23 protein-coding genes are annotated in these 26,136 nt (G+C 53.7%); 13 read left to right on the top strand and 10 right to left on the bottom strand.

Annotated features, from left to right (window positions below):
• Nucleotides 1–167 precede the first annotated feature (167 nt).
• Together PW844_RS05690 and PW844_RS05685 are read left to right on the top strand one after the other, a co-directional pair.
• Nucleotides 168–1,139, top strand: a complete 972-nt coding sequence (locus PW844_RS05690) for a fatty acid desaturase (RefSeq protein WP_299449369.1) — start codon at nucleotides 168–170, stop codon at nucleotides 1,137–1,139.
• The gene (locus tag PW844_RS05685; protein WP_299449367.1) at nucleotides 1,132–1,920 is read left to right on the top strand and encodes a PhnD/SsuA/transferrin family substrate-binding protein; all 789 of its coding nucleotides are present in this window, start codon (nucleotides 1,132–1,134) and stop codon (nucleotides 1,918–1,920) included. Before PW844_RS05690 ends, PW844_RS05685 begins: the two co-directional genes overlap by 8 nt.
• Nucleotides 1,921–1,922: 2 nt before the next feature.
• Here PW844_RS05685 and fusA read toward each other — a convergent pair whose 3' ends face one another.
• Nucleotides 1,923–4,019: an elongation factor G gene (gene fusA, locus PW844_RS05680; protein WP_299449364.1), complete on the bottom strand. Its 2,097-nt coding sequence runs from the start codon at nucleotides 4,017–4,019 to the stop codon at nucleotides 1,923–1,925.
• 204 nt (nucleotides 4,020–4,223) lie between these two features.
• On the opposite strand from fusA, the gene PW844_RS05675 reads away from it, so the two are divergent.
• Nucleotides 4,224–5,135: a ketopantoate reductase family protein gene (locus PW844_RS05675; RefSeq protein WP_299449362.1), complete on the top strand. Its 912-nt coding sequence runs from the start codon at nucleotides 4,224–4,226 to the stop codon at nucleotides 5,133–5,135.
• Between the two features lie 78 nt (nucleotides 5,136–5,213).
• On the opposite strand, the gene PW844_RS05670 is transcribed toward PW844_RS05675, so the two are convergent.
• Nucleotides 5,214–6,140, bottom strand: a complete 927-nt coding sequence (locus tag PW844_RS05670) for a LysR family transcriptional regulator (protein WP_299449359.1) — start codon at nucleotides 6,138–6,140, stop codon at nucleotides 5,214–5,216.
• Between the two features lie 115 nt (nucleotides 6,141–6,255).
• On the opposite strand from PW844_RS05670, the gene PW844_RS05665 reads away from it, so the two are divergent.
• Genes PW844_RS05665 through PW844_RS05655 form a run of 3 tightly spaced genes read left to right on the top strand, consistent with a single transcriptional unit; the run spans nucleotide 6,256 to nucleotide 9,036 of the window.
• The gene (locus PW844_RS05665; protein ID WP_299449356.1) at nucleotides 6,256–7,695 is read left to right on the top strand and encodes an NAD-dependent succinate-semialdehyde dehydrogenase; all 1,440 of its coding nucleotides are present in this window, start codon (nucleotides 6,256–6,258) and stop codon (nucleotides 7,693–7,695) included.
• Nucleotides 7,696–7,705: 10 nt separating this feature from the next.
• Entirely contained in the window at nucleotides 7,706–8,038 is a 333-nt protein-coding gene (locus PW844_RS05660; RefSeq protein ID WP_299449354.1) for a carboxymuconolactone decarboxylase family protein, read from the top strand.
• A gap of 17 nt (nucleotides 8,039–8,055) precedes the next feature.
• The gene (locus PW844_RS05655; RefSeq protein WP_299449352.1) at nucleotides 8,056–9,036 is read left to right on the top strand and encodes an NAD(P)H-quinone oxidoreductase; all 981 of its coding nucleotides are present in this window, start codon (nucleotides 8,056–8,058) and stop codon (nucleotides 9,034–9,036) included.
• Nucleotides 9,037–9,082: 46 nt separating this feature from the next.
• Here the strand turns inward: PW844_RS05655 and PW844_RS05650 are convergent, their stop codons facing one another.
• The gene (locus tag PW844_RS05650; RefSeq protein ID WP_299449349.1) at nucleotides 9,083–9,856 is read right to left on the bottom strand and encodes a YdcF family protein; all 774 of its coding nucleotides are present in this window, start codon (nucleotides 9,854–9,856) and stop codon (nucleotides 9,083–9,085) included.
• Nucleotides 9,857–9,955: 99 nt separating this feature from the next.
• On the opposite strand from PW844_RS05650, the gene PW844_RS05645 reads away from it, so the two are divergent.
• Nucleotides 9,956–11,014 (top strand): LacI family DNA-binding transcriptional regulator, encoded by a 1,059-nt coding sequence (locus PW844_RS05645; RefSeq protein WP_299449346.1) that lies wholly within the window; start codon nucleotides 9,956–9,958, stop codon nucleotides 11,012–11,014.
• A 43-nt stretch (nucleotides 11,015–11,057) separates the two neighbouring features.
• Here PW844_RS05645 and tmaR read toward each other — a convergent pair whose 3' ends face one another.
• The 4 genes from tmaR to dacD all read right to left on the bottom strand — a co-directional run bounded on the left by tmaR (nucleotide 11,058) and on the right by dacD (nucleotide 14,572).
• Nucleotides 11,058–11,378 (bottom strand): PTS system regulator TmaR, encoded by a 321-nt coding sequence (tmaR, locus tag PW844_RS05640; protein WP_013509702.1) that lies wholly within the window; start codon nucleotides 11,376–11,378, stop codon nucleotides 11,058–11,060.
• Between the two features lie 282 nt (nucleotides 11,379–11,660).
• Nucleotides 11,661–12,719 (bottom strand): FUSC family protein, encoded by a 1,059-nt coding sequence (locus tag PW844_RS05635; RefSeq protein ID WP_299449343.1) that lies wholly within the window; start codon nucleotides 12,717–12,719, stop codon nucleotides 11,661–11,663.
• A 171-nt stretch (nucleotides 12,720–12,890) separates the two neighbouring features.
• A complete protein-coding gene (locus tag PW844_RS05630; protein ID WP_299449341.1) occupies nucleotides 12,891–13,352 on the bottom strand; it encodes a GyrI-like domain-containing protein in 462 nt (153 codons plus the stop codon).
• Nucleotides 13,353–13,405: 53 nt separating this feature from the next.
• Nucleotides 13,406–14,572 (bottom strand): serine-type D-Ala-D-Ala carboxypeptidase DacD, encoded by a 1,167-nt coding sequence (gene dacD, locus PW844_RS05625; protein ID WP_208617286.1) that lies wholly within the window; start codon nucleotides 14,570–14,572, stop codon nucleotides 13,406–13,408.
• A gap of 196 nt (nucleotides 14,573–14,768) precedes the next feature.
• On the opposite strand from dacD, the gene sbcB reads away from it, so the two are divergent.
• Nucleotides 14,769–16,190 (top strand): exodeoxyribonuclease I, encoded by a 1,422-nt coding sequence (sbcB, locus tag PW844_RS05620; protein ID WP_299449339.1) that lies wholly within the window; start codon nucleotides 14,769–14,771, stop codon nucleotides 16,188–16,190.
• A gap of 51 nt (nucleotides 16,191–16,241) precedes the next feature.
• Here the strand turns inward: sbcB and PW844_RS05615 are convergent, their stop codons facing one another.
• On the bottom strand, nucleotides 16,242–17,600 hold the full coding sequence (locus PW844_RS05615) for an APC family permease (RefSeq protein WP_299449336.1): 1,359 nt from the start codon (nucleotides 17,598–17,600) through the stop codon (nucleotides 16,242–16,244).
• 370 nt (nucleotides 17,601–17,970) lie between these two features.
• Nucleotides 17,971–19,386, bottom strand: coding sequence for a glutamine synthetase family protein (locus PW844_RS05610; protein ID WP_299449333.1), 1,416 nt, complete (start codon nucleotides 19,384–19,386; stop codon nucleotides 17,971–17,973).
• Between the two features lie 210 nt (nucleotides 19,387–19,596).
• Between PW844_RS05610 and puuD the strand changes: the two genes are divergently transcribed.
• From puuD to PW844_RS05595, 3 genes are read left to right on the top strand one after another with little or no spacing between them, the layout of a single operon-like run.
• Nucleotides 19,597–20,361: a gamma-glutamyl-gamma-aminobutyrate hydrolase gene (gene puuD, locus PW844_RS05605; protein ID WP_299449330.1), complete on the top strand. Its 765-nt coding sequence runs from the start codon at nucleotides 19,597–19,599 to the stop codon at nucleotides 20,359–20,361.
• Complete coding sequence (gene puuR, locus PW844_RS05600) at nucleotides 20,358–20,915, top strand: HTH-type transcriptional regulator PuuR (protein ID WP_299449327.1); 558 nt, start codon at nucleotides 20,358–20,360, stop codon at nucleotides 20,913–20,915. Before puuD ends, puuR begins: the two co-directional genes overlap by 4 nt.
• Before the next feature lie 24 nt (nucleotides 20,916–20,939).
• A complete protein-coding gene (locus PW844_RS05595) occupies nucleotides 20,940–22,217 on the top strand; it encodes an FAD-binding oxidoreductase (RefSeq protein ID WP_299449324.1) in 1,278 nt (425 codons plus the stop codon).
• An 86-nt stretch (nucleotides 22,218–22,303) separates the two neighbouring features.
• Here PW844_RS05595 and PW844_RS05590 read toward each other — a convergent pair whose 3' ends face one another.
• The gene (locus PW844_RS05590) at nucleotides 22,304–22,426 is read right to left on the bottom strand and encodes a hypothetical protein (protein WP_299449321.1); all 123 of its coding nucleotides are present in this window, start codon (nucleotides 22,424–22,426) and stop codon (nucleotides 22,304–22,306) included.
• Between the two features lie 477 nt (nucleotides 22,427–22,903).
• Between PW844_RS05590 and PW844_RS05585 the strand changes: the two genes are divergently transcribed.
• Together PW844_RS05585 and PW844_RS05580 are read left to right on the top strand one after the other, a co-directional pair.
• Nucleotides 22,904–24,253 carry a hypothetical protein gene (locus PW844_RS05585; RefSeq protein ID WP_299449318.1) on the top strand — a complete coding sequence of 450 codons (1,350 nt, stop codon included), beginning with the start codon at nucleotides 22,904–22,906 and terminating at the stop codon, nucleotides 24,251–24,253.
• Nucleotides 24,254–24,368: 115 nt separating this feature from the next.
• The gene (locus tag PW844_RS05580) at nucleotides 24,369–26,075 is read left to right on the top strand and encodes a hypothetical protein (RefSeq protein WP_299449315.1); all 1,707 of its coding nucleotides are present in this window, start codon (nucleotides 24,369–24,371) and stop codon (nucleotides 26,073–26,075) included.
• Nucleotides 26,076–26,136 lie beyond the last annotated feature (61 nt).

The raw sequence follows: 26,136 nt of genomic DNA, 5'->3' as shown, positions 1-26,136 counted from the left end.
TTCGATGCTGAAAGGTTACGTCAGACCGGTGCGTACTGATAGCCAATAGTTTTCATCCGCTTCATCAAGTTTTTCGACATAAGTAAGAAAATTAAGGTCTTTGTCTTTTTTTTGACCTTGCCGCATCGTCTGGCGGAGAGATTACACAGCAGGACTACGCCGCCATCATGACTCAGGGTTCCTCCGCCTATATCAGCGCGCAACAGCGTGAACAGATTTATCAATTGAAGCGCAGCTGGCTGTGGCGCAGTGAGTTGCCAACCTGGCTGCTGATCCTGGTGGTCTATAGCGGCTGGTTTGGCACCTTGTGGTATGGACAACGGCTGGGGCTGTTACCCACCACCCTGCTGCTGATTATCTTCACCACCTGGTATATGTCGTTGCAGCATGAGCTGATCCATGGCCACCCCACGCGCTGGCCACGCCTTAACCAGCTGTTTGGTACCCTGCCGCTGGCGGTGTGGTATCCGTATGGGTTATATCGTGATTCGCATCTGGCACATCATCACAACCATACCCTGACCGATCCACAGGATGACCCTGAAAGCTATTACCTGACACCACAACATTGGGCGCGGCTCCAGCCGTGGCAGCGCCGGATCATTCATCTGCGTAATACCTTCCCCGGGCGTCTGCTGCTCGGGCCGCTGCTGGATATTCTGGCCACCCTGCATGCCATGCTGAACGCTTTCCACCAGCGCGATGGGCGAGCTATCACCATGTGGATCATTCACCTTGGCCTGCTGGCTGGGCTGTTTACCTGGCTGGCACAGCAGGGCTTTTCGCCGCTGTGGTTTGTGCTGGCTGTCAGCTACCCGGCGCTGGCACTGACCAAAGTCCGATCCTTTTATGAACATCGGGCTGAAGAGGAACCGCTGGCCCGCTCGGTAAATAACGAAGCTGCACTGCCGTGGCGTTTGCTGTTTCTTAACCTCAACTATCATTCAGTACATCACGATCTGCCTGGCCTGCCGTGGTATGGCCTGCGTCGGGTTTACCTGCTGCACCGGGATGGCTACTTCCAGCGTAACCAGGGTTTCCGTGCGGCAGGTTATGCCGAGTGGCTGCGACGCTTCTGGGCCAGGCCGGTCAATGTTAACGCCCATCCGGGCCGCAACCAGGATGCACAGGATGACTAAACGCTTGTCGTTGCCGATGTACGATATCAATCATGCCGTGACCGCAGCACTGACCGGGGCACTGGCGCAGCTGCTGGCAGCACGTGGCATCACAGCAAACGTGGAGTGGCACAGCGACCTGCTGCCGCACTGGCGTGACAGCGATTTATTGCTGAGCCAGACCTGTGGTTATCCACTGGTGAAATTGCTGCCGGAGGTGCAACTGGTCGGCGCGTTTCAGTCCAGTGCGCCGGGTTGTGAGGGGCTGCGCTATCGCAGCTGGCTGGTGGTCCGCGATGAAGATCAGGCGCTGTCGCTGGCTGACTTTCGTGGTCGCCGCGCGGTGTGCAACAGCGAGGATTCGCACTCCGGCTACAACTCGCTGCGTTATGTGGTGGCACCGCTGGCACAGCAGGGGCGTTTCTTTGCTGAGACTCACTTCAGCGGCAGCCATCGTCAGTCACTGGCCGCACTGCGTCAGACCCTGGCCGATATCGCCGCCATAGACTGTATCACCTGGGCGCTGGTGCAGCGCAATTTCCCCGGGGAACTGGCCGGGCTGACGAGGATTGGCGAGACGCCACTGTGCGCCGCGTTGCCGCTGATCACCGCAGCACAGACCGACCCGGATACGCTGGCACAATTACGCGCCGTGCTAACGCAGTTGACGGAGGATGAGAAGTATCGGGAACTGTGCGCTGCCAGCTTGATTGGCGGTTTCTCCACGCCAGATCGCGCCTTTTATGATGAGGTGTTGCAGTGGGAACAACAGGCCGCCACGCTGGACGTGACGGCGCTGTAAGTTTAATGACGTGAAGCGATAATCGCATCGGCCACGTTTTTCGGTGCTTCGGCGTAGTGATTAAACTCCATGCTGTAGGTGGCACGCCCCTGCGACATCGAACGCAGCGTGGTGGAGTAACCAAACATCTCCGCCAGCGGCACTTCAGCGCGGATTATGCGTGCGCCAAAACGTTCGTCCATCCCCTGCAATGTGCCACGGCGTGAGGAGAGATCCCCCATCACGTTACCGGCGTACTCTTCCGGGGTTTCCACTTCAACCTGCATCACCGGTTCGAGGATCACCGGATCGGCCAGTTTTGCTGCCGCCTTAAAGCCAAAAATAGCCGCCATGCGGAACGCCATTTCTGACGAGTCAACATCATGGTAGGAACCAAATGTCAGGGTGGCTTTAATGTCCACCACCGGATAGCCCGCCAGCACGCCGCTATTGAGCGCTTCGCGAATCCCCTTCTCTACCGAAGGAATAAACTCGCGTGGTACAACCCCGCCTTTAGTGGCATCTTCAAACGTAAAACCGGCTCCCGCCTGCTGCGGTTCCAGCGTCAGAACCACATGGCCATACTGCCCTTTACCGCCTGACTGACGCACAAACTTCCCTTCCACATCACGCACCGTTTTGCGGATGGTTTCACGGTAGGTCACCTGCGGTCGGCCAATGTTGGCTTCGACGCCAAACTCACGCTTCATGCGATCAACAATGATCTCCAGATGCAGCTCGCCCATGCCGGAAATAATCGTCTGACCTGACTCTTCATCGGTATGCAGGCGGAATGAGGGATCCTCCGCCGCCAGCCGCTGCAATGCCAGCCCCATTTTTTCCTGGTCGCTCTTGGTTTTCGGCTCGATGGAGAGCGAAATCACCGGTTCCGGGAATTCCATGCGCTCCAGCGTGATCACCGCGTTGGGATCACACAGGGTTTCGCCAGTGGTCACCTCTTTCAGGCCGACGCAGGCAGCGATATCACCCGCCCGAATCTCTTCGATTTCAATACGATCGTTAGCCTGCATCTGTACAATGCGCCCGATACGCTCTTTGCGCCCTTTCACCGCGTTCCACACGCTGTCGCCTTTACGCAACACGCCAGAATAAACGCGGACAAAGGTCAGCTGGCCGACATACGGATCGCTCATCAGTTTAAAGGCCAGCGCTGAGAAGGGTTCGTCATCATCGGCATGCCGTTCAGCATGTTCGCCACGCTCATCCACACCGGCGACCGGCGGCACATCCACTGGCGACGGCATCAGCTCGATCACCGCGTCCAGCATGCGTTGCACCCCTTTGTTTTTAAAGGCGCTGCCGCACAGCATCGGCTGGATCTCGTTCTGCAAAGTACGCTGACGCAGACCAGCAATCACCTGCTCCTCGCTCAGGTCTCCCTGCTCAAGATACGCATCCATCAGCGCTTCACTGGCTTCCGCCGCAGCGGCGATCATGTTTTCGCGCCACTCCGCCGCCAGGGCCTGCAAATCATCCGGGATGGGTGCGTAACTGAAGGTCATCCCCTGAGTCGCGTCATCCCAGGAAATGGCGCGCATTTTGATCAGATCCACCACGCCGGTAAAGTGTTCCTCGGCACCAATCGGGATCACAATCGGCACCGGATTGGCGTGCAGACGATCCTTCATCATCTGCACCACATGGAAGAAATCCGCACCCTGCCGGTCCATTTTGTTGACGAAGGCAATACGCGGCACATGATATTTGTTGGCCTGACGCCAGACGGTTTCTGACTGCGGTTGCACGCCGCCAACGGCGTCATACACCATCACCGCCCCATCCAGCACACGCATGGAACGTTCCACCTCGATAGTAAAATCGACATGTCCGGGGGTATCAATGATGTTGATACGGTGTGGCGCAAAGCTGCCATCCATACCCGGCCAGTAGCAGCTCACGGCAGCTGAGGTGATGGTGATACCACGCTCCTGCTCCTGCGCCATCCAGTCGGTGGTTGCCGCGCCATCGTGCACTTCACCCAGCTTATGGCTCATCCCGGTGTAAAACAGGATGCGCTCGGTGGTGGTGGTTTTACCGGCATCGATGTGCGCGGAAATGCCGATATTGCGATAACGTTCGATGGGTAGCGGTCGGGGCATGATGCGTCCTTAGTCTGTTTGACGGAAAAAAGCGGGCACCATTGCCCGCTGTTGCTATATAGCGTAGACCCATTGTACGAATGAATACGAACAGTTTGAGCTGTTTTTCACCAACCGCGCTGACATCAATACACATTTCACCACTGGCATCCCTTGCCGCTGCGTTTTATGGTAGGGGTCTCATTCTCAACGGGAAACACAACCATGCGCATTCTGGTAGTCGGCGCCGGCGCAACCGGCGGGTATTTCGGTGCGCGTCTGGCGCAAGCAGGACGTGATGTGACTTTTCTGGTGCGCGAGCGCCGTTTTCAGCAGTTAAAAAACGGCGGGCTGGTACTGAAAACCCCCACCAGCAGCGAGACCCTTCATCCACAGCTGGTGCAGGCCGGTGCGCTGCACGGCACTTATGATCTGATTATCCTGACGGTGAAAAGCTTTGGTCTGACACAGGCGATTGAAGATATCGCCCCTGCGGTTGGCCCGGAGACGCTGATTATGCCGATCCTGAACGGCATGCGGCATATCGATACGCTACGCAGCCGCTTTGGCGATAAGGTGATTGGCGGTCTGTGCAAAATCAACGCGACTTTGGGTGAAAACGGCGAAGTGGTACAGATGACCCCGCTGCACATCCTGTTTTATGGCGCGCTGGATGGTCACAACGATGCACGTCTGCAACGGGTGAATGAGGCCCTGAGTGGTGCGCAGTTCGACAGCGTTTTTGCCGATAACATCGGCAGCGAACTGTGGGAAAAGTGGCTGCTGCTCAGCACGCTCGGTGCCGTCTGCTGTATCGCTCGTGGCAATACCCAGCAGATCCTCACCTCACCGGGCGGTGAAGCGTTATTGCGGGGAGTTTTCGGCGAAGTGCTGTCCGTCATCAGCGCAGAAGGCTATCAGGAGCGCCCGGCCGTGACGGCGAAGATTTTTGAGACGCTGAATAACCCGGCGGCAGCGATGACATCATCGATGTATCGCGATCTGACCCAAGGCTATGACATCGAAGCTGACCAAATCATCGGCGATTTGCTGGTGCGTGGCACGCGCAACGGCGTGGTAACGCCGCTGCTGAATGCGGTGTATGTCAATTTGCAGGTGTATCTGAAGAATCGATAGCACATAAGCGTAGCGGCGCGATTTATCGCGCATTTTGCCCGCTGCATCAAGGTCAAAGGCACGCGTTAAATCGCGCCGCTACGTATCCGTTACTGACCAGATGGCCGGATTGCCGATATACGCACGCAGCGCATCGAGAAACACCGTCACCCTCGCCGGAGGGTGCCGTAGCGCGCGCAACGCATAGATCCCGGTGACCGCCTGCGGTTGTGCCGACCACGCAGGAAAGAGCAGCTGTAATTTACCCGCTTTGATATCTTCCCCCACTACCCAGTCGGGCAGATAAGCAATCCCCATGCCCTCAACCGCCGCCAGCCTCATCCCTTCGAAATCATCACAGCCAAACAGCGGCGCAGTGCTACCCGCCCGTGTCGGATGCCCCAGCACATCGGCCCAGCCCAGCAAATCAGAACCATGTAATTTGTCGATCAACGGATGCGCCGCCAGCCCGGCCAGTGAATCAGGCGTCCCCTGCTGCGCCAGATACGCTGGACTGGCGCACAATACCCGGGTCTGTGAGGCAATGCGGCTGCCAATCAGGGTGCTGTCGGACATATCTCCAATGCGGATCACCAAATCCAGCCGTTCTGCGACCGGGTCCGCCAGCCTTTCCGTCAAATCCAGTTCCAGTCGCAGTTCAGGATGCTGACGCGACAGTTCACCCATCACCGGCAGGACATAACGTTTACCAAAGGTCGGGTAGCAGGCCACACGCAGGATCCCGGTGACCTCGCCTTTCATCGATGCCAGCTCCTGCTGCACATCCACCAGTGAGTCCAGAATCTGTCTGGCGCGGATCAGCAACGCCTCGCCCGCATCGGTCAGGGTCAGATGGCGGGTAGAGCGCAGAAACAACGGCGTATCAAGATGTGCTTCCAGCGCATCAATCTGGCGGCCAATTGATGATGGCGTGCGGCCACGGCGACGTCCGGCGGCGGAAAAACTACTCTCGCGTGCCACGTCTACGAAGACACCGAGGAACTCGGCAAATTTCTCTGATTGCATCTGTGCATTTCTTGCATAGCTGTTGTGGGGAGAAGCCATCTTATCAGCGAAGCCTCCCCGGCTTAACCTTCTTCTCAACGCAAATCGAAACATCATCAATCTGAGGAAGAAGACCATGCAAACACAAACTTATGATCCACTTTACCTGTTCATCAACGGTACCTGGCTGGCCGCAGACCATCGCGATACTGCGCCGGTCGTCAATCCGGCCAATGGTGCCGTGCTTGGCCGCCTGCCGCTGGCGACCGCCGCCGACCTGGCGCTGGCGCTGGATGTCGCACAGGACAGCTTCAATGTCTGGCGTCATACCGTCCCGGCTGAGCGCGCCCGCATTATGAAACGTGCAGCGGACCTGATGCGTGAACGGGCGGAGCATATCGCCACACAAATGACGCTGGAAGAAGGCAAGCCGCTGACTGAGAGCCGCGATGAAGTCCAGCGCGCCGCTGAATATTTCGAGTGGTTCGCCGAAGAAGCCCGTCGCATCGATGGCCGTGTCGTCCCGGCCAATCGTCCGGGCGTACAACAGCTGGTGAAACGCCAGGCGATAGGTCCGGTTGCCGCCTTCACTCCGTGGAACTTCCCGGCTATCACCCCGGCGCGCAAACTTTCCGCCGCACTGGCCGCAGGATGCAGCGTGATTCTCAAGCCCGGAGAAGAAAGCCCGTCCACCGCGCTGGCCCTCGCCCGCTGCCTCGACGATGCCGGTTTACCGAAAGGGGTCCTGCAAATCGTCTTTGGCGTCCCGGACCAGGTCTCTTCCCAGCTGATTGCATCACCGATCATTCGTAAAGTCGCCTTTACCGGTTCGGTGCCGATTGGTCGTCTGCTGTCCGAACGGGCCGCCGTAGGGGTGAAACCCATTACGCTGGAGCTGGGTGGACATGGTCCGGTGCTGGTGTTTGCCGATGCCGATATCGATGCCGCCGCCACCGGTGGCGCAGCCAACCGCTTCCGCGGTACCGGTCAGATCTGCATCTCCTCAACCCGTTTCCTGATCCAACGCCCGGCCTATGAACGCTTTGTCGCCACCTTTGTCGCCGCCACGGAGCAGCTGGTAATTGGCGATGGCATGGCCGCCGAAACTCAGGTGGGACCGCTGGCGAATCAACGTCAGCTGGAAAAGATGGAATCACTGGTGGCTGATGCGGTTGCCCAGGGCGCCAAAGTGCTGACCGGCGGTAAACGTATCCCCGGCCCCGGCTATTTCTTCGCCCCTACCGTGCTGGCGGATGTGCCGATGAGCGCCCGCATCATGCATGAAGAACCCTTTGGTCCGATTGCGGTGATGCTCCCCTTTGACACGCTGGAAGATGGCCTGGCCGAAGCCAATCGCCTGCCCTATGCGCTCTCCGCCTATGCATTTACCCGTGATGCACGCACCGCTATCGATGTGGGTGACGGGCTGGAAGCTGGCATGATCGGTATCAACCAGTACCGCATCATCGCCACCGAACTGCCCTTCGGCGGCATGAAAGAAAGCGGGCACGGTTCTGAGGGCGGTAGCGAAGGCATCGGGCATTATTTAACCAATAAATTTATCAGCCAGATTTAAGGAGAAAACCATGAAACCGATTGATTTCACCAGCCCGCGTGCGGCCGCCCGTCCCTTTACACCCAAACTGGCGGATTTCGTTGAGCAACCGCTGTATTCAGAAGTCTGGAAGGATGCCGATCTGGCCCCGCGTGACCGCAGTCTGATCACCATCGCCTGTTTGATCGCCCTGAATCATGCTAATGAGCTGCCCGCGCACTTACGTCGCGGTATCGAAAATGGCCTGACGAAAACCGAGTTGAGCGCAGTGATTACCCATCTGGCGTTTTACGCCGGGTTCCCCGCCGCGATTACCGCGTCGGCTTATGCCAACGCCACGTTTGCTGACGACCAGGCTAATTGATATTTAAGGATAACGCGATGAAAGCCATTACTTTTGAACAGTTTGGACCGGCGGAGGTATTAAAACCTGGCGAGGTGCCGGAACCCACACTTCGCCCTCATGACCTGCTGGTCCGTACCCGCGCCGCAGGCGTTAACCGCGCCGATCTCACCCATCGCCGTGGTGGCTATGGTCGGCCCGATTTTGGTGATTCTACCCTTATGGGGCTGGAAATCGCCGGGGATGTCATTGCGGTTGGTGCTGAAGTTACCGGCTTTAGCATAGGTGACCGGGTGATGGGGATTGTCGGCGGGGGGGCTTACGCCGAGGTTGCACGCATTGATTACCGCATGGCGATGCCCATCCCTGACAGCCTCAACTATGTTCAGGCCGCCGCCATCACCGAAGTGTTTGTCACGGCGAATGAAGCGCTGCTCCACCTGGGCAAATTACAGGCGGGGGAAACGGTGCTGATCCATGCCGGTGCCGGTGGCGTGGGTGGTGCGGCGGTCCAGCTGGCGCACGCCCTGGGCGCAACGGTCATTACCACGGCCCAGGACAGCGCCCATCAATTGGTACGCCGTATGGGGGCGGATTATGCCATCGATTATGTGCATGAAGACTTTGCCGAGGTGGTCGCCAGCCTGACGGAGAATCGCGGTGTGGACCTGATCCTCGACTTCATTGGCGCGCCCTACTTCGAACGCAACGTCAATGCGCTCAACTTCGGTGGCCGTCTGGTGCAGATTGGTATTATGGGCGGCATCGAAAACGCGAAAATTCCGCTGGATCGGCTGCTGTATCGCCACCTGCAAATTATCGGCACCGTGATGAAATCGCGCAGCCAGGCGGTTAAACACGCCATGTCACAGCGCTTCCGTGAGCGCTGGCTGGCAGAGTTTGGTCACGACGGACTGATGCCCATCATTGACAGTGTCTATCCCCTTGCCGAAGCCGCCGCAGCACACCAGCGGATGGAAGAAGGCCTTAACGTCGGGAAAATAGTGCTGACAACATAGCCTCATGCCGTAGCGGCGCGATAAATCGCGCCGCTACGAGAAATCATTAGTTCGTTATGCGCGACTGCACCCCTGGCAGGCGCATCAGCCGTTGCCAGCCTGCTTCCACCGCTTCCGGCACATCAACATGACCAAAGAATCCTTTGCCACGTGGCCCATAACCGTTCTCATCATCACGCAGCCGCTGCACCTCACCCATCAGCAGCGACAAGAACCGCTCCATGGACCACAGCCCCTGTGGCGGCGCGCCGGTGATACGTAACATCCCTGAATCAATAATCACCTGCGGGATAAACACTGGCCAGCTGATAAATTCCGGCGCATCCGTGCGATCGCGCCATTGCCAGCGAAAGGTTTCCCAGGTACGACGTTGCATCAGCGGATCCTGCACCAGAATCACCCGTTGCGGCTGCCACTGCTCGGTATCCAGCAATTGCTGGCTGAACGCAGCATTTTCTCCGCAGTTGCGTGATTGTTCTTCCAGCAGCAGCTGATCGTCAGGCAATGCCGCAAAGACGCGCGCAATGTCACCCAGCATTGCGGCCTCGCTTTTGCCCCGGGTATCAATCTGTCGATACAGCGGATGCACAGCCATCATCTGCGCCAGTAGCGGCGTGGAATGACCAATCCCGCCACTAATTAATAACGGCAGCTGGTATTTCTTTGCCAGCGCCACCACACCTTCAATATTAGGCAGCACCGCATGCCCGGCCAGAATGGCCAGGTCAGCCTCCAGCGTGCCCTGATGCGGCATATGATCCAGCGCCAGCCACTGCGCCAGTGTGTTGATATCGTGAATGTGTTCCTTATTGAGTTGCATGTTGTTCTCCTCAGGTTATCTCTTGCAGTGTACGCCTTAAGACCACGCCGACAGGGAAAAATTTGCTACACTCGCCGCTATCATCTTCAGGAGAGTTCAATGACTTCGCGCTCCGTAACCCTCGATGACGTCGCTCAACTGGCGGGGGTTTCCTACCAAACCGTTTCCCGCGTGCTTAACCGCTCCGCACAGGTCTCCCCGCGTACCCGGGAAAAAGTTGAAGCCGCGATGCAGCAGCTAAACTATGTGCCGAACCGCGTGGCGCAGCAGCTGGCCGGCAAAGCCACCCGCACGCTGGGGCTGGCAACCAGTGACCTGGCGCTGATGGCACCGGCGCAGATCGCCTCAGCCATCCAGCAACGTGCCGCAGCACTTGGCTACCATCTGGTGATTGCCATGGCTTCAGGCAGCGCTCAGGACACGGTCAATGAACTGCTGGCGCAGCGGGTTGATGCACTGCTGATCAATCTGCCGCTGGACGCCAGCGCAGCAGAACAGATTCAACAGCAATGTGGTGATAAACCTGCCCTGTTTCTTGATGTTGAGCGTAGTGCCAGGGTCATGCAATGTCAGTATCGCAGTGAATCTGGCGCACGCCAGGCGGTGGATCATCTGGTGGCGCTCGGCCACCGCCAGATTGGGGTGCTGAACGGTCCGGCAAGTTCAGCCTCTGCGCGCGCACGCTTTCAGGCGTGGCAGCAGGCGCTGGCAGCCCATAGACTGACAACCTGTTGCGTGCTGGAAGGCGACTGGAGCGCGGCGTCAGGTTATCAGGCATTGCTCAGCCAGTTACCGCATCACCTGCCGCAGGCGCTGCTGGTGGCGAACGATCAGATGGCGCTCGGAGCAATGCGCGCGCTGCATCAGCATGGCGTGCAGATTCCCGCTGAGATAGCCGTGATTGGTTATGATGACACGGTGGAGAGCGCCTGGTACCAGCCCCCACTGACTACGGTGCGTCAGGATTTGCAGCAGCTCGGTGCAATCAGTGTTGATCGGCTGTTGGCGCGCCTGGACGGTGCGAGCCACGACGAGCAGCCATTGGAAACTACGCTGGTGGTGCGGGAAACCACGGCAGCGCCGCAACAGGAAAAGTCAGATATCGCCGAGGTGGCGCAACAGTTGCAGGTGCTGGCAAGACGGCTGCTGCGCGAATAGTCGCGACGGAAAAACATTCAGAGGCCTTACGGCCCCTGAATACTTATTGCGGCTTGGGTTCACCCATCGCCTTGAGCTTTTTCGACAGCTCACGGCGTTCTTTGGAGAGATCCGCGTTTTTAATGATGTACTCGTCCACGCGGTCTTCATAGTCTACGCGCATGCTGGCGATAATTTCCTGAATCGCCTCAACGCTCATGCCCGGTTTGATGTATTCGCTCAGGTTATCCAGCAGCAACACACGTTTCTGGTTATCACGGATTTTCTTCTCGTTGTCCGTAATTTCGCGCTGTAGTTTGTTTTTACGACGAAACATACGCACAAACTCCAGAACGTCCTGAAATGATTGCTTGGCATTTTCCATGTTGGCACCTTTCTTTAGGCCTGCCTGAGCAGGCGGAATAGTCATATACCCTAAATACTTCGAGGTGCAGGAAGGCGGCAAGAGAATGAAGCCCCAGGAGCTTACTGAAGTAAGTGACTGGGGTGAATGAGCGCAGCCAACGCACCTGCAACTTGAAGTATGACGGGTATCTTTAGCTTAGCGGCTTGCCAGCCTCGTAAGCAATTTTCACAGCTAAAATCGGACAGGGACTTATCTTAGCGCAAAGAAAGGGCGATTCACATTAAGTCATTGCCGCGAAAACTATTTACGTAACGCCAGACGTACCAGATCGGTCATTCGCTCCAGCTGGCGCGCCTGTTCAAGGCTCAGCCAGACATAGCCATAAATCGAGGTGGTCTCCAGCTGCTTGCTGCCATTAGCAATCAGTTGCTCCAGTTCCTGCATGATGTTGCCCAGTTCATGGCTGTTGGCCGTGACCTGTTCCGTCTCCCCTTTAACCATCAGCACCGCCAGTGCCTTCAGGGTGTTTTCCGTCATCTGCTGGGTACGGCGTAACGCGGGTGCATTCAGTAACAGATAATGGCTCTCGCGTGACGCCCACCACGCATCAATTTGCATCTGCATAGTGTTAACCATATTACGGTTTATGGTCTGAATCGCTTCAAACACCGATTTTGGAATGCGGGTCTCTTTGCTGGCGGGTTCCAGTAGCGCGCGCATTTTGATCACGCTGGTGAGCAGTTTTTGAAACGGTTTATTCAGCCGGGGTTTATCCACCAGGTTGGCAGAAAACCCGGTGTGATGAATTTTCGCCATATTGATAAAGGCATCGGAGAGCTGGATACGCCAGTGAATGTAGGCACGCTGCGCCCAGATGGCGGTGAACATCAGTGCCATCAGCGAGCCCAGAATCACATCCCCGCCGCGCCACATCGCCACGGTGAAGTCCCCGGCCGGTGCGCCAACCACCACACTCAGGGTGATGCCTATCAGCAGTGCCATATACGGATGTTTGCCAAGGGTGAGATAACCGCACACCACCATCACCGCAAAACACCAGACCAGCATCACCGGCAGTGAGATCAGTTCCAGCTTCAGGGCGATCAGCCCCGAGACCGCACCCGCAAAGGTGCCAATGATACGCTGGACCACACGAGGAAAGACATTTCCCCAGGTCGAGATCGGCCCCATCACTACCACCAGCGTAATCAGTGGCCAGGTTCCTTCCGGGATCTCTGTCAGACGGACAAACAAAAAGCTCAGGACAAAAGCGATGGCGATACGCACGCCATGCACGGCGCGATAATGACGGTAGAGCCAGAACTCAATGGATGAAATAGGCTTATCAGCGCGTAACATGATGGTCCGGGAACGGGAAAATTTTGCGCGCTATGTTACCCTGGCAAAACAGGATCGCTTAAGCCCTGACGCGCATTTTTACTGACTTTTTGACGACTGCTTACAAAAACCAACATGCGCGCTACATCCATTTTTCCCAATCGAAACATAGATGTAACGACATACTCTTTTTTAGCAGGGCCGCACCGGAATATACATGTTGAGCAGCCAGTTGCCGCTTTGCGAACCGTCGGAAAGATAATGCTCATAGCAGGGGCGTTCATCGATTTGCCAGTCACTGCGTTGCTGCAACAGCACGAACAACTCATTCCAGGCAGCGAAGAAGTCGTTATTGGTCACTTCCCGGCAGGTATGGAAGTAGTACCCTCCCGCCAGCGTACCGTGCTGAATATTGTCCCCCGCCGCGAGGGCAAAATCCGCAGGAACCGTAAGCACGGTTTCCACTTCTAACTCCTCAGGCGGTAACTGCTGGGGATTTCCATAGTAAATGGCCATCCACTCCCCGGAGAAGCCATGACGCGCCGCCCACACCTTCAGCTGCCCAAAACCCTGCGGCACAGTTTCCTGCCAGGGTCCCTTCAGGCGATAACCGACCCAGCTTTGCGCCGGACGATCAACGACAGATGTTTTCATGATTCACCTCGGTATCAGCAAATGGGGATGCTGATACCGAAGTTAGACCATGCTTACAGTTTTTGCTTCAGGTAATCTTCAATACGCGTCACGATCCCGGCTTTATTTACCGCTGTCAGCGCATAGAGCGGATAGCTCGCCAGCTGCTTATCTTTGTCCATCACCTGAATCTCACCCACCTGCTCGTTGGCCTTCAAAGGCGCTTCCAGATCTTTGCGGTCGATGACGTATTTCGCTTTCACGTTTTGTACTTCGCCACGCGGTAGCGACAGATAGATGTCCTGTGTGGTGCCGACATCCACCTGATGCGGATTACCGTACCAGACGTTTTCGGTGCCAATTTTCTTGCCTGCATGGAACAGCTGAACGGTATCGAAATTATTCTGACCCCAGATCAGAAGCTTACGCGCCTGATCCTCACGTCCTTTAGAGCTTTTACCCCCCATAATCACCGCAATCAGACGATGCTGGCCGATGATATTTGAAGCGATAATGTTAAAACCGGCGGTTTCGGTATGGCCGGTTTTCAGGCCGTCAACATGCAGATTGTTATCCCACAGCAGACCGTTACGGTTGTTCTGGGTGATGCCGTTCCAGGTGAGGGTTTTCTCGCTGTACATGGCATAGAAATCGGGTTCGCCACTGATAATGGCGCGAGACAGCACCGCCAGGTCGCGGGCGGTAGTGTGCTGACCCGGCGCATCCAGGCCGTGAACGGTTTCGAAGTGGGTATGCGTCAGGCCCAGTTTCTGCACGTAACTGTTCATCATGGTGACGAAGTTTTGCTGGCTGCCCGCAACATAATCAGCCAGTGCCACACAGGCATCGTTGCCTGAATCGATGATCACCCCACGGCTCAGGTCACGCACCGTCACTTTATCGCCAGGCTTAAGGAACATCAGTGAGGAGCCTTTAAACACCGGGTTGCCGGCAGCCCAGGCATCTTTGCCAACGGTAACCACATCGTCGCGCGTGATTTTGTGCTGATCGATAGCCCGATCCACCACGTAGCCGGTCATCAGTTTGGTGAGACTGGCCGGGTTGCGCTCCTCATCGGGATTCCCGGATGTGAGAATCTGCCCGGTAGTCGCGTCCATCAGGACCCAGGAAGCCGCATCAATCGACGGAGGCGTCAGGGGGAATGGCATGCTGTCGTCAGCCTGCGCCAGCGATGCCCAAAAAATCATTCCAGATACAGTTACCAGCAGACGCCTTTTCAACACTTCTTCCTCAAAAAATGAATTTACCGCCGCACTTTGTACGGCAAATGCCTCTTAATAGGTTTGAATAAATTGAAAAAAAGTATGAACTGAGGACAAATTCTGCGCGCAGACGCGCAGAGCGGTGGAGGAAGGTTGTACTGTGCCAGCCGGACGACTATTCTGTGCGTTGATTTTACATTGCCAGGATAACGCCGTGCCCGCCTCCGAATTCACCTTTTTAGTCCACGATTACGAAACCTTCGGCAAGAGCCCCTCGCTGGATCGACCGGCGCAGTTTGCCGGGTTGCGTACTGATAAAGATTTCAATGCCATAGGTGAACCGCAGGTGTTTTATTGCCAGCCGGCAGATGATTATCTGCCGCAACCTGAAGCCGTGATGATCACCGGTATTACCCCGCAAACGGCGCAGGCACGCGGCGTAACGGAAGCGGCCTTTGCCGAACGTATCCATGGCCTGTTTACCGAGCCGCACACCTGCGTGCTGGGATACAACAATGTCCGCTTCGATGACGAAGTCACCCGCAACATTTTCTATCGAAATTTCTTCGATCCTTACGGCTGGAGCTGGCAGAACGGTAACTCGCGCTGGGATTTGCTGGATGTGATGCGCGCCTGCTATGCGTTGCGCCCGGAAGGCATTATCTGGCCGGAAAATGATGACGGCTTCCCCAGCTTTAAACTGGAACATCTGACCAAAGCGAACGGCGTGGCGCACGAGCAGGCGCATGATGCGATGTCGGATGTCTATGCCACGCTGGCAATGGCAAAGCTGGTCAAAGAGAAGCAACCGAAACTGTTTGAGTTCCTGTTTACCCATCGCAATAAACAGAAACTGATGACGCTTGTCGACATCCCGCAAATGAAGCCGCTGGTGCATGTTTCAGGGATGTTTGGCGCAGCGCGGGGTAACACCAGCTGGATTGTGCCGCTGGCATGGCACCCGGATAACCGTAACGCGCTGATCGTGGCCGATTTGGCCGGGGACATGACGCCACTGCTTGAGCTGTCTCCTGATGAACTGCGCGAACGCTTGTACACCCGCCATAGCGAACTGGGCGATCGTGCGGCAGTCCCCATCAAACTGGTACATATCAATAAATGCCCGGTGCTGGCTCCGGCCAACACCCTGCGCCCGGAAGATGCTGAGCGGCTGAATATCGATCGCCAGGCCTGCCTGGCAAACCTTGCGCTGTTGCGTCAGCATGCGGAAGTGCGGGAAAAAGCAGTGACGTTGTTTGCAGAAGCCGAGCCGTTTACCCCATCAGATGATGTGGATGCGCAGTTGTATAACGGTTTCTTCAGTGATGCCGACCGGGCGGCAATGAATATCGTGCGTCAGACACCGGCACAGAATCTGCCCGCGCTGGATTTAACCTTTGATGATAAGCGCATTGCAAAGCTGTTGTTCCGCTACCGGGCGCGCAACTTTCCGGGCACGCTGGATGATGCCGAGCAGCAGCGCTGGTTACAGCATCGCCGCGAAGCGCTGAACGCCGAGCGTGTGCAGGCATTCCTGCTGGAGCTGGAGTCACTGGCGAGTTTGCATGAAGGGAATAACGAAAAGCTGGGATTGCTAAAATCGCTGTATTTATATGCGCAGGAACTGGTTTCGTAATTACATTCAGAACATAACGTAGTGGTGCGCGTTACCGCGCACCACTTTGATTTATACTTCTTCGCTGTACTGCGGCACCGGGTTACGGAAGGTGCGGGTCACAAACGCCAGGTAGATAATCCCTACCGCTGCCCACACCAGACCTAACACCATCGAGGTCTCTTCCAGGTTAATCCACAGCGCGCCGACTGTCATCGCACCGAGTACCGGCAACACCAGATAGTGGAAGTGATCTTTCAGCGTTTTGTTACGCTTTTCACGGATCCAGAACTGCGCAATCACCGACAGGTTAACAAAGGTAAACGCTACCAGCGCACCGAAGTTAATCAGTGCCGTTGCGGTCACCAGGTCGAAGTTAATCGCCAGCAATGCAATCGCGCCCACCAGCAGCACGTTCAGTGACGGGGTACGCCATTTCGGGTGTACATAGCCAAAGAAACGCTCCGGGAAAACACCATCACGCCCCATCACATACATCAGACGGGAAACGCCCGCGTGTGCCGCCATGCCAGATGCCAGCACCGTGACCACCGAGAAGATCAGGATGCCAACCTGCAGCGCTTTACCCGCCACAAACAGCATAATTTCCGGCTGAGAGGAATCCGGATTCTGGAAACGCGAGATATCCGGGAAGTACAGTTGCAGGAAGTAAGACACCGCAATAAAGATCACGCCACCGATCAGCGCGGTAAGGAAAATCGCGCGCGGAATGGTGCGTTCAGCGTCTTTGGTCTCTTCCGACAGCGAACTGATGCCATCAAAGCCAAGGAATGAGAAACACAAGATAGTCGCACCGGTGATCATCGGCACCACATGGGCGTCAGATGACCAGAACGGTTTCGAGCTGGTCAGCGTACCTGCACCTACACCGTGCGCCACACCGTAGATCACCATCGCGGTAATCCCGATCATCACCAGAACCTGCAACACCACAATCAGGCTGTTGAAGTTAGCAACGGTTTTGATACCACGCAGGTTGGAGAGCGTCATAAAGCCCACCAGCAACACCACGAAAATCCACGACGGAATGCCCGGCACCAGCGTTTCAAAATAGCTTTTTGCCAGCAGGATGTTGATCATCGGCATGAACAGATAGTCCAGCAGTGATGACCAGCCCACCATAAAGCCAACATGTGGGCTGATGGCCTTCTGTGCATAGGTATAAGCGGAGCCCGCAGATGGGAAGCGGCGTACCAGCTTACCGTAGCTAATAGCAGTGAACAGAATGGCAATCAGCGCAAACGCATACGCTGTGGCGACGTGGCCGTCAGTCAGACCTGAAACAATGCCAAAGGTATCAAACAGGGTCATTGGCTGCATATATGCCAGGCCCATCATGACCACCGGGATCAAGGTCAGGGATTTTTTCAGATGTGCACGCTGTGGTGCGCTAGAGGTATTAAGCGACATTGTTCAGGCCCCCTACAGCAACAACCGGACTGGGTTGTACCACAGGGAAACTGCGCAAATTGCGACAGGAGGTGGGTTGATAAGCATTTGTGCTTACCGCAGCGCCGTAGTCATCACGAAAGCGAGAACCAGCCTGCGCTGGTGCAGTTGTAAACAGCCCCATCTTTGTATCCTCAAAATCTCACGCGCAACGCGTGTTTCAGTGTCTATCTATCCGGATGCGTGTCCGGCCTCGGTTAAATTATGGTGAAATCACTCTGCAAAAAATAACCGACGCGATAAGCGTCGGTTATATTGGTATTTTGCAGGGCGCATATTTTGCCTTAATTACTGGCTTCAATACAAGATGTTGCCGCTATTCTTCCTGCGATCAGGCATTCTTCAGCATCCAGTCAATCTCGGTTGCGGTGATCAGCCGCTCAAACTGCATCAGTTCGTACTGTTTGCAGCTATGCCAGACGGCACTGAAACGTTCCCCCAATATTTTTTGCAGCGGATAGCTGTTCTCAAATTCATACAGCGCATCACTCTGCCGAATCGGCAGCGCCAGCCCCTCCGCCTCATGACCATTGCCTTTCACCGGATGCGGTAGCGGCAATGCGTTGTCCAGACCGTGCAGAATACCGGCAAGAATGGTTGACACTACGAGGTAAGGATTTGCATCGGCTCCGGCAACACGATATTCCACACGATGATTTTCCACATCGCCGCAGGGAATACGTAACGCGACCGTGCGATTGTTATGTCCCCAGGAAGCCTGCAACGGTACAAAAGCATCCGGCAGAAAGCGACGATACGCATTCACATTTGGTGCCAGCAACGCCATGGAAGCCGGCATCAAATCGATCATCCCAGCCAGCGCACGCTTCAACAGTGGTGAATCGCTACCATCATCCAGTGAGAAGGCGTTGTGATCGGCCGCATCGAGCATACTGATATGTACGTGCATCCCGCTGCCCGCATACTCCTCGTAGGGCTTCGCCATGAACGTTGCGGTCATGCCATGATTTTCCGCCACCTGACGCACCAGGCGTTTCAGCTGGATGGCGTGATCGCAGGCTTTCAGCACATCACGCGTGTGATGCAGGTTGATTTCAAATTGTCCTGGTGAGGCTTCGGCCAGCGCACCATCCGCCGGAATGCCCTGCTGTTTTGCCAGGTCGTCAATATCACGCAGCACGTCGGCGAAGTGATCGAGGTTATCCACCGAATAGACCTGGCTTTGCATGTTGCGTTCATCACTGCCAGGCGCACAAGGCGGCTGGATATACCCTTCTGCATCACGCTTTTTATCGACCAGATAGAACTCCAGCTCTACCGCTACCACCGGAAATAATCCGCGATTGCGCAACTGTTGCCACAGCTGATTGAGGACATTTCGGGGTTCAACGTCAAAGGGAGTGCCATCTTGGTTGCACATGGTCAGCAGCAGTTGTGCAACGCGTTGGGGGTCGGCAGCGGAGGGCATTAAAGAACCCAGGACAGGAAAGCAAATATTGTCTGGCTCGCCGAGCGCCTGTCCCAGTCCGGCTTCTTCGACGGTGTTACCCAGAATATCCATGGCAAAGACCGAAGCCGGGAAGTAACAGCCCTTTTCCAGTTTTGCTAACGCTGAGACGGGAATACGCTTACCGCGAAATACCCCATTCAGATCATTTAAAAGTATATCGACATACTGCGTTTCAGGATGGCGTTCCAGCCAGGTTTTCACCTCCAGCTGGAACGCGCTGGTTCGCTTCTCTTCACTATGTCGCGTGAAGTCTTCTACTTCCACGAGGTTCGTCATGATCCCACCCGCCCTTTACCGTTTGTCAGGTTTGCGCAATGCTCAAAATAACAGCCACCCATCTAACATAGCTCCAACACAAAAAGTGTGCAAATGTAACAAATCTGTTTGAAGATTAGCCAGGCGGTTGCTAGATTGACAATATATTGCACACTTTTACCTCAGGTGCGCATTATCGGCGAAAATATTGAACAGCGACGCGGAGACGTAATGGGCATTATTTTTGACAAACCCTTGATTGGCGTAGTGATGTGCCAGAACAACATTGGCAGCCATCCGGGTCAGACCGTTCATAACAAGTATCTTGATGCCATCGTGCTCGCTGATGGCCTGCCCCTCCCTTTGCCACATCAATTGATGCAAGCTCCTCATCTATTAGAAAACAGTATGACGCTGCTGGACGGTATTTTGCTCACCGGCAGCCCGAGTAACATTGAACCCTGGCATTATGGTGAGGAAGGGGTGGAATCCCATGCCGACCCGGCGCGCGATCGTCTCGCTTTTGGTCTTATCACCCACGCGATGGGTAAAAAGATGCCGATACTGGGTATTTGTCGCGGTTTACAGGAACTGGTGGTGGCGAACGGCGGTGCGCTGCATCGCTACCTGCACCTGACGCATCAGTTCCAGGAACATCGTGAAGATGAGTCGTTACCACTGGAACAGCAGTACGCCCCGGTACATGAGGTGAAACCGGAAGCGGATGGCCTGCTCAGCCAGTTGCTTGGTAGCGATGCCGCTTTTGCGGTGAATTCTCTCCATCAACAGGGGATACGCGAACCCGGTCCCCAGGTGCGCATCGAGGCGCGCGCGGCCGATGGCCTGATAGAAGCGGTGAGTTTACGTCAGCACCCGTTTGCCCTGGCAGTGCAGTGGCATCCGGAGTGGCATTCGACCGACGATCCGGTTTCGCGCCGGTTGTTCGAAGCATTTATTCATGCTGCTGCTCGTTATCACAAGGAAAAACGACCATGAACGACGCCACTCTGGCGCCCGGACGACGTTTATCACAAATCCGCCAGGAGCTGGGATTGTCTCAGCGCCGCGTTGCCGAATTATCCGGTTTAACTCACAGCGCCATCAGCACCATCGAGCAGGATAAAGTCAGCCCGGCGGTGAGCACCCTACAAAAACTGCTCAAGGTTTATGGCTTGTCCCTGTCGGAATTTTTTTCCGAACCCAAACAGGATAATACCCCACGGGTGATTATCCGCCCTGACGATCGTGTCGAGATCGGTAGCCTTGGGGTGTCGTTACAATTGATTGATAACGGCGTGCCACAGCGCGCACTGGCGATGTTGCTGGAAAATTATGCTCCTGGCTCCAGCACCGGTGAAAAACTGCGCCATCCTGGCGAAGAGACCGGGACAGTGCTGGAAGGCGAGATCACCCTGGTGGTGAACGGCCAGAGTTATCACCTGTATGCCGGTGAAAGTTACGTGATCGATACCGGCTTGCCACACAGTTTTACCAATATGTCCGATCAGCCATGCCGGATTGTCAGCGCCCACTCTCCGGCAAATTTCTGACGTTTCGCGCATAAGGAGGTTGTGATGCAACATGTGGAGAGTTATTACGCCGCAACTGCGAATGCGCACCAGCCCTGGCCAGCACTGCAGGAAAGCATTCAGTGTGACGTGTGCATTATTGGTGGCGGCTTTACCGGGCTGTCATCGGCGCTGTTTCTCACCGAGGCTGGCTATGATGTGGTGGTGCTGGAAGCGGCGAAAATCGGCTTTGGTGCCAGCGGCCGTAACGGCGGTCAGGTGGTGAACTCCTATAGCCGCGATGTTGATGTGATTGAACAGCGTTATGGCAAAGATACCGCGAAGATGCTGGGCAGCATGATGTTCGAAGGGGCGGACATTATTCGCGATCGCATCGATCGCTATGCCATCGCCTGTGATTATCGACCCGGAGGCATTTTCGCTGCGCTCAACAACCGCCAGATGGGACATCTGCGCAGTCAGAAAGCCAGCTGGGCACGTTATGGCAACCATGATTTAGAACTGCTTGATGAACGTGCTATCCGCCGGGAAGTGGCGACCGATCGCTATGTTGGCGGTCTGCTGGATAAACGCGGTGGACATTTGCATCCGCTGAATCTGGCGCTGGGTGAAGCCGAAGCGATTCGCCGGCATGGTGGGCGTATTTATGAGCAGTCCGCCGCACTGAAAGTGGCATATGGCACGCCGAATCGGGTGAAGACCGCGCAGGGGGATGTCAGCGCCACTTTTGTGATTTTCGCCGGAAACGCCTATCTGCCTTCACAGCTGGAACCGCGTCTGAGCCGCAAAAGCATGCCCTGTGGTTCGCAAATCGTCACCACTGAACCGCTCAGCCGCGACCAGGCGCTCGGGTTGTTGCCAAACAATCATTGCGTCGAAGATTGTAATTATCTGCTGGATTACTTCCGCCTGACTGCCGATAACCGCCTGCTCTACGGTGGCGGCGTGGTGTACGGTGCGCGTGAACCCGATGATATTGAGACGCTGATTCGACCAAAGCTGTTGCGTACCTTCCCGCAACTGCGCGATGTACGGCTGAATTATCGCTGGAGCGGTAATTTTCTGCTCACGCTGTCTCGCATGCCGCAATTCGGCCAGCTGGAGAAAAATGTCTATTTTATGCAGGGCGATAGCGGGCATGGTGTAACCTGCACCCATCTGTCCGGCAAGCTGATTGCGGAAGTGCTGCGTGGTCAGGCGGAACGTTTTGATGCCTTCGCCAGATTGCCGCACCTGCCCTTCCCGGGCGGCAGACGTTTTAAAATCCCCCTGACGGCGATGGGCGCGGCCTGGTATGCGTTAAGGGATAGGCTGGGGGTGTAAAAAAGGGAGCTTTCGCTCCCTTCAGACTTTGATCTAATAAGGTCAGTGCATTTAACGGACTGACTGCCATGCTTAAAGAACCCTTTCTACAGCAATACCCGTTTGAAATGGTTAACTACCCATGCCACCACAACGACCACCGTCACCTTTTCCACTGGCTTACCCTTTATCGCATCGCCCTGTTTGGACCTGATTAGATTGTCAACCATAATGCTTCAGTGTCCAGCAATGGTTCCGGCGCTCCAGTTCGACAACGAAATCACCAGTGGTAACTGTTTTATGGCCTCTGATATCCATCTTGCTGCTCTGTCGGAAGCATTCTGAATGTCGCGATAGCATGGCATGGTGATTGCCTATTACTTATATCTGTATGCGTACACAGCATTATCGATTGATATGAGCGAACAAGCCGACTGTGAGAGCTTGCTGAGTAGGGACTGAGGATAAAGAGAATTTAGTTGCTGGCTGGCTCTCGTGATGGATCTTTAAGGATATTCCTATTATTATTGATGACAATTCTTGGCTAATTATTTACAGTCTGAGGTATTTTCCATGCCGGAGTTCTTTAACTCACATCTTCCTGGTATCAAAACAACCCTATTCGTTGTTAATTTTGCGGCTGGCGTTTTCGCCCTCTTCTCTTTCGCTCTCTCCATGGTGCTGCAATCGTACGGTGCTTAACCGTCTTGCTCACACTAACAGGTACGGCAAAATCGGCCACGGAGGTTGGTATCAAAAGTTATTCCAACGCAAAGGTCATTGCGATCACCTTTGCATTAGGCGTTCTTGTATTCTTTGCAAGATTCCCTCAGCCAGTAATCACTCCAACAATTTATGCAGAAGATGGTGTATGGATTGGAAGGGCTTTATCTAACGGCTGGTTAGATACTTTCATTCATGCAAGACCAGATTATTTTGTTTTCTTCAATATATTCCTTTTATGGTGTGCTTCATCATTAAGTCACATATTTAGCGGAAGCCCTCTTTTACTGCTCCCACTGTTTATCTCTTTTCTGTCCTACTCGTTCTATTCATTATCTTCAGTCATTATATTTCTGACCGTAAAGAGATATGCAGGAACGATGCTGGCATTCCTTGCCTATAGCATGTCAATCCTTATACCGCTTGGTGTTTCTCAGGCAGAATCAATTGGAACACTGGTTCAGGTAGGGTTTTATATGCCGGTTCTGTCTATCTGCGCTCATCTTTACCGAGATGATGATGGTTCAGCTAAGAGAAAGATTGCTTGTGACATTCTTATTTTCCTGATGGCAGCAACCAACCCTGTTAACTTTGCAGTAACCGGGATTTATTTTGTCATCAGCTTCTTAAGCACTGAACACAAGAAACGATTAATCATTAGCTTTCTTCCACTGCTTATCGCTCTCCTGGTATTGTTCCTGATGATTGTTCCGAGAATGAATGGGAGCGGAGGAATCATTGGCGCATACAACAGTAGCCATCTGATGGAAATGGTGACAGCCAGATCATTGCTTTACTCATTCACATTCCCGTTTTACAACAAACTGAGTAACGTTACATCCATCATTCTGACGCTGGTATACGCGGCTTTTGTTGTAGTAGCTTTTACTAAAGCGGAAAAAAGAAGCAGAATCGCGATACTTATGTTTGCAGCTATGCTCGTGATTTATGACTCCGCAACAGCTGCCGGGCGTTCTGGCATCACTGGCCTTCTTACCGGTTATGGTGCAACGTATCCAGATCGATACTTCATGGGGATAAATATTATCTCCTCGGCATTGATGGCAATTTGCGCCGGACAATTCAAAAACTCAATAGTTGGGTACGTGTGGGTGCTGGTGATGGCAATCGTCTATGTATCTGGCATTCATATGATGTTTGAAAACTCTCAGGACAAGCGCAGAGTTGCATTAGATTATATCTATACTAATGCTCTTTGTAGCGCAAAGGATGAAGGGAATGGATTTAGCAGGATCCAGATACTTCCATCTCCAGACTGGTACATAAGGGTACCGTCTGACCATGTAAAAAACATTGGATGCGTAAGAAATTAAAAAAAGCCCCGAAAGGGGCTTTGAAGAAAATATTGCATACTGAGCAACATCTGCTTACACCTTAGCTATGTAAGATAATAATATGATTTTACTGTCGCAACAAATGGAGGATGCGGTGGAACGTAGTAATTTTATTCGAGGGAGTTTCCTCAAAGAATCATTCCTTGTCACTTCAATTTTCAGTCTTACGCTATTTTTATACTGGGCGATTACAATTACCAGCCATGGAAATAATTTCCTGGGTTCCGATTCTTACATAATTGTAAACAAGATATTGCATTCCAACGACTCAAGATGGTTTGAGCAAACATACACATCCCAGTTTGGGCTTCAAGGAATATTGCTATCTATCCTTCATAATCATCAGAATGGGATGAGCGTTATTGATATAAGCGTATCTGCTGCACATTTATTCTCACTCCTTACTGCTATTGTGTTTGCAATGCCAGCTAATAAAATAAATCGTGTTGCTGGGTTTCCTGCACTCGCCCTCTATTGGCTATCACTGGCATTATCTCCCTGGGTTCTGCCGTTTTCATATTCTCTTTATTGGGTTCCATTTACTACCATTCTCCCTGGTATTATCACCTTCCTTTTGGGTGAGAGAATTCGCTCAGGAAGAAAATATTTACCACTAACCCTTATTGCTATAGCTATGGTGATTAGGTGTCTGTGTGGCTATGAATATATAACTACAATCACATTATTTGCGTGTGCTGGTTATGTTTTTTCCCTTATCCGTACTGGCTTAAGCTTCAGATTTTATGATTTAGCTTTAATCTTTTCGGCATGTATAGTCGGCTTTATAGTTGCGGTATGTATTCACGTTGTTCAGTTGCATAGCATCAATGAAAATTATGGATTTTCTACGATTCTCAATAGGGCAGAGGCACACACAGGAACTGATGGTGGTGGTGATTATCCTGAACTCCTTATTGCTCACCTCAAATCCAGACCGGGTAACGAAGCTATTATTGACACTCTATCTGAAGGGGTAAGTAAACACGTAGTCATTTTCGCCTGGATAGCATTTAAAGAGTATCTCCATTTCCCTGCGATTGTTGTTAGAGGGAAAGTAATCCCATTCGGTTGGTTTGTGTTAATATCCACAATTATGACTCTGCCATGCCTGACGCATTTAATACCCTCAATACGGTCCAGATTTAGCAGTGACACTAAGCTGTTCTCATTTGGGATAATGCTGATTATTTCTGCTGTATTTTCATGGCAAATACTTGCATGGCATCACATGACAATACACTACCACTTAAACGGCCAGTTATTTGCATATGGTATTGTCCCTGTAGCAATGGTATCTATAGGCTCAATATTAAACATCGCATTCAGAAAGTTGCCGAGAATGGCTCGTTACATCGTTACAATATGCACAACGTCCATTATTTCATTCGCATTAATTGTTGTTTTCTTTTTCACTTCCAACACTGAAACGTCAATTAATTCTGATTTTCAGTATTACCGACATAGTAATTCAGAAGTTATTGCTCACATCGAAGACCTCACTATTAACGAGACAGTTAGCGAATTATATAGGGGGCTGGATAAAGAATCCTATCACATTTCCGTTGCTGGATGGGCTTTCTCTAAAGGCCCCGAAAATGCGAGAGTTTTCGTCATTGTGAATGGTGGGTTAGTTGGTGAGATTAAACCTAAATTTAAACGCAACGATGTTTATCGTGCGTTTAATGAGGCAGGTAAAAGAAGTGGATTTTCTTTTGATTACACTGGCATTGGGAAGATTAAAAAGGAAGATATAAAACTCCTTGCCCCTGATGGTAAAGGCGATTACATTGAAGTTAAATAAAACTAAGCATCTTCCGGACTAATGAAGCCCGAATAATGATTGGGTCAAGAAGATAGGCATA

The organism is Pantoea sp. (genome assembly GCF_028283705.1).
Taxonomy (GTDB): domain Bacteria; phylum Pseudomonadota; class Gammaproteobacteria; order Enterobacterales; family Enterobacteriaceae; genus Pantoea.
The sequence above is the reverse complement of the archived record's forward strand: the minus strand, read 5'-3'. Positions and strand labels throughout refer to the sequence as shown.

Coding starts and splice junctions, on each gene's coding strand:
- PW844_RS05690 (WP_299449369.1), top strand. CDS start 168: ATGACTCAGGGTTCCTCCGCCTATATCAGCGCGCAACAGCGTGAACAG.
- tmaR (WP_013509702.1), bottom strand. CDS start 11,378: ATGGAAAATGCCAAGCAATCATTTCAGGACGTTCTGGAGTTTGTGCGT.
- PW844_RS05665 (WP_299449356.1), top strand. CDS start 6,256: ATGCAAACACAAACTTATGATCCACTTTACCTGTTCATCAACGGTACC.
- PW844_RS05670 (WP_299449359.1), bottom strand. CDS start 6,140: ATGCAATCAGAGAAATTTGCCGAGTTCCTCGGTGTCTTCGTAGACGTG.
- PW844_RS05685 (WP_299449367.1), top strand. CDS start 1,132: ATGACTAAACGCTTGTCGTTGCCGATGTACGATATCAATCATGCCGTG.
- puuD (WP_299449330.1), top strand. CDS start 19,597: ATGGGCATTATTTTTGACAAACCCTTGATTGGCGTAGTGATGTGCCAG.
- PW844_RS05610 (WP_299449333.1), bottom strand. CDS start 19,386: ATGACGAACCTCGTGGAAGTAGAAGACTTCACGCGACATAGTGAAGAG.
- PW844_RS05595 (WP_299449324.1), top strand. CDS start 20,940: ATGCAACATGTGGAGAGTTATTACGCCGCAACTGCGAATGCGCACCAG.
- PW844_RS05635 (WP_299449343.1), bottom strand. CDS start 12,719: ATGTTACGCGCTGATAAGCCTATTTCATCCATTGAGTTCTGGCTCTAC.
- PW844_RS05615 (WP_299449336.1), bottom strand. CDS start 17,600: ATGTCGCTTAATACCTCTAGCGCACCACAGCGTGCACATCTGAAAAAA.
- PW844_RS05650 (WP_299449349.1), bottom strand. CDS start 9,856: ATGCAACTCAATAAGGAACACATTCACGATATCAACACACTGGCGCAG.
- PW844_RS05660 (WP_299449354.1), top strand. CDS start 7,706: ATGAAACCGATTGATTTCACCAGCCCGCGTGCGGCCGCCCGTCCCTTT.
- PW844_RS05675 (WP_299449362.1), top strand. CDS start 4,224: ATGCGCATTCTGGTAGTCGGCGCCGGCGCAACCGGCGGGTATTTCGGT.
- PW844_RS05645 (WP_299449346.1), top strand. CDS start 9,956: ATGACTTCGCGCTCCGTAACCCTCGATGACGTCGCTCAACTGGCGGGG.
- fusA (WP_299449364.1), bottom strand. CDS start 4,019: ATGCCCCGACCGCTACCCATCGAACGTTATCGCAATATCGGCATTTCC.
- PW844_RS05590 (WP_299449321.1), bottom strand. CDS start 22,426: ATGGTTGACAATCTAATCAGGTCCAAACAGGGCGATGCGATAAAGGGT.
- puuR (WP_299449327.1), top strand. CDS start 20,358: ATGAACGACGCCACTCTGGCGCCCGGACGACGTTTATCACAAATCCGC.
- PW844_RS05630 (WP_299449341.1), bottom strand. CDS start 13,352: ATGAAAACATCTGTCGTTGATCGTCCGGCGCAAAGCTGGGTCGGTTAT.
- PW844_RS05655 (WP_299449352.1), top strand. CDS start 8,056: ATGAAAGCCATTACTTTTGAACAGTTTGGACCGGCGGAGGTATTAAAA.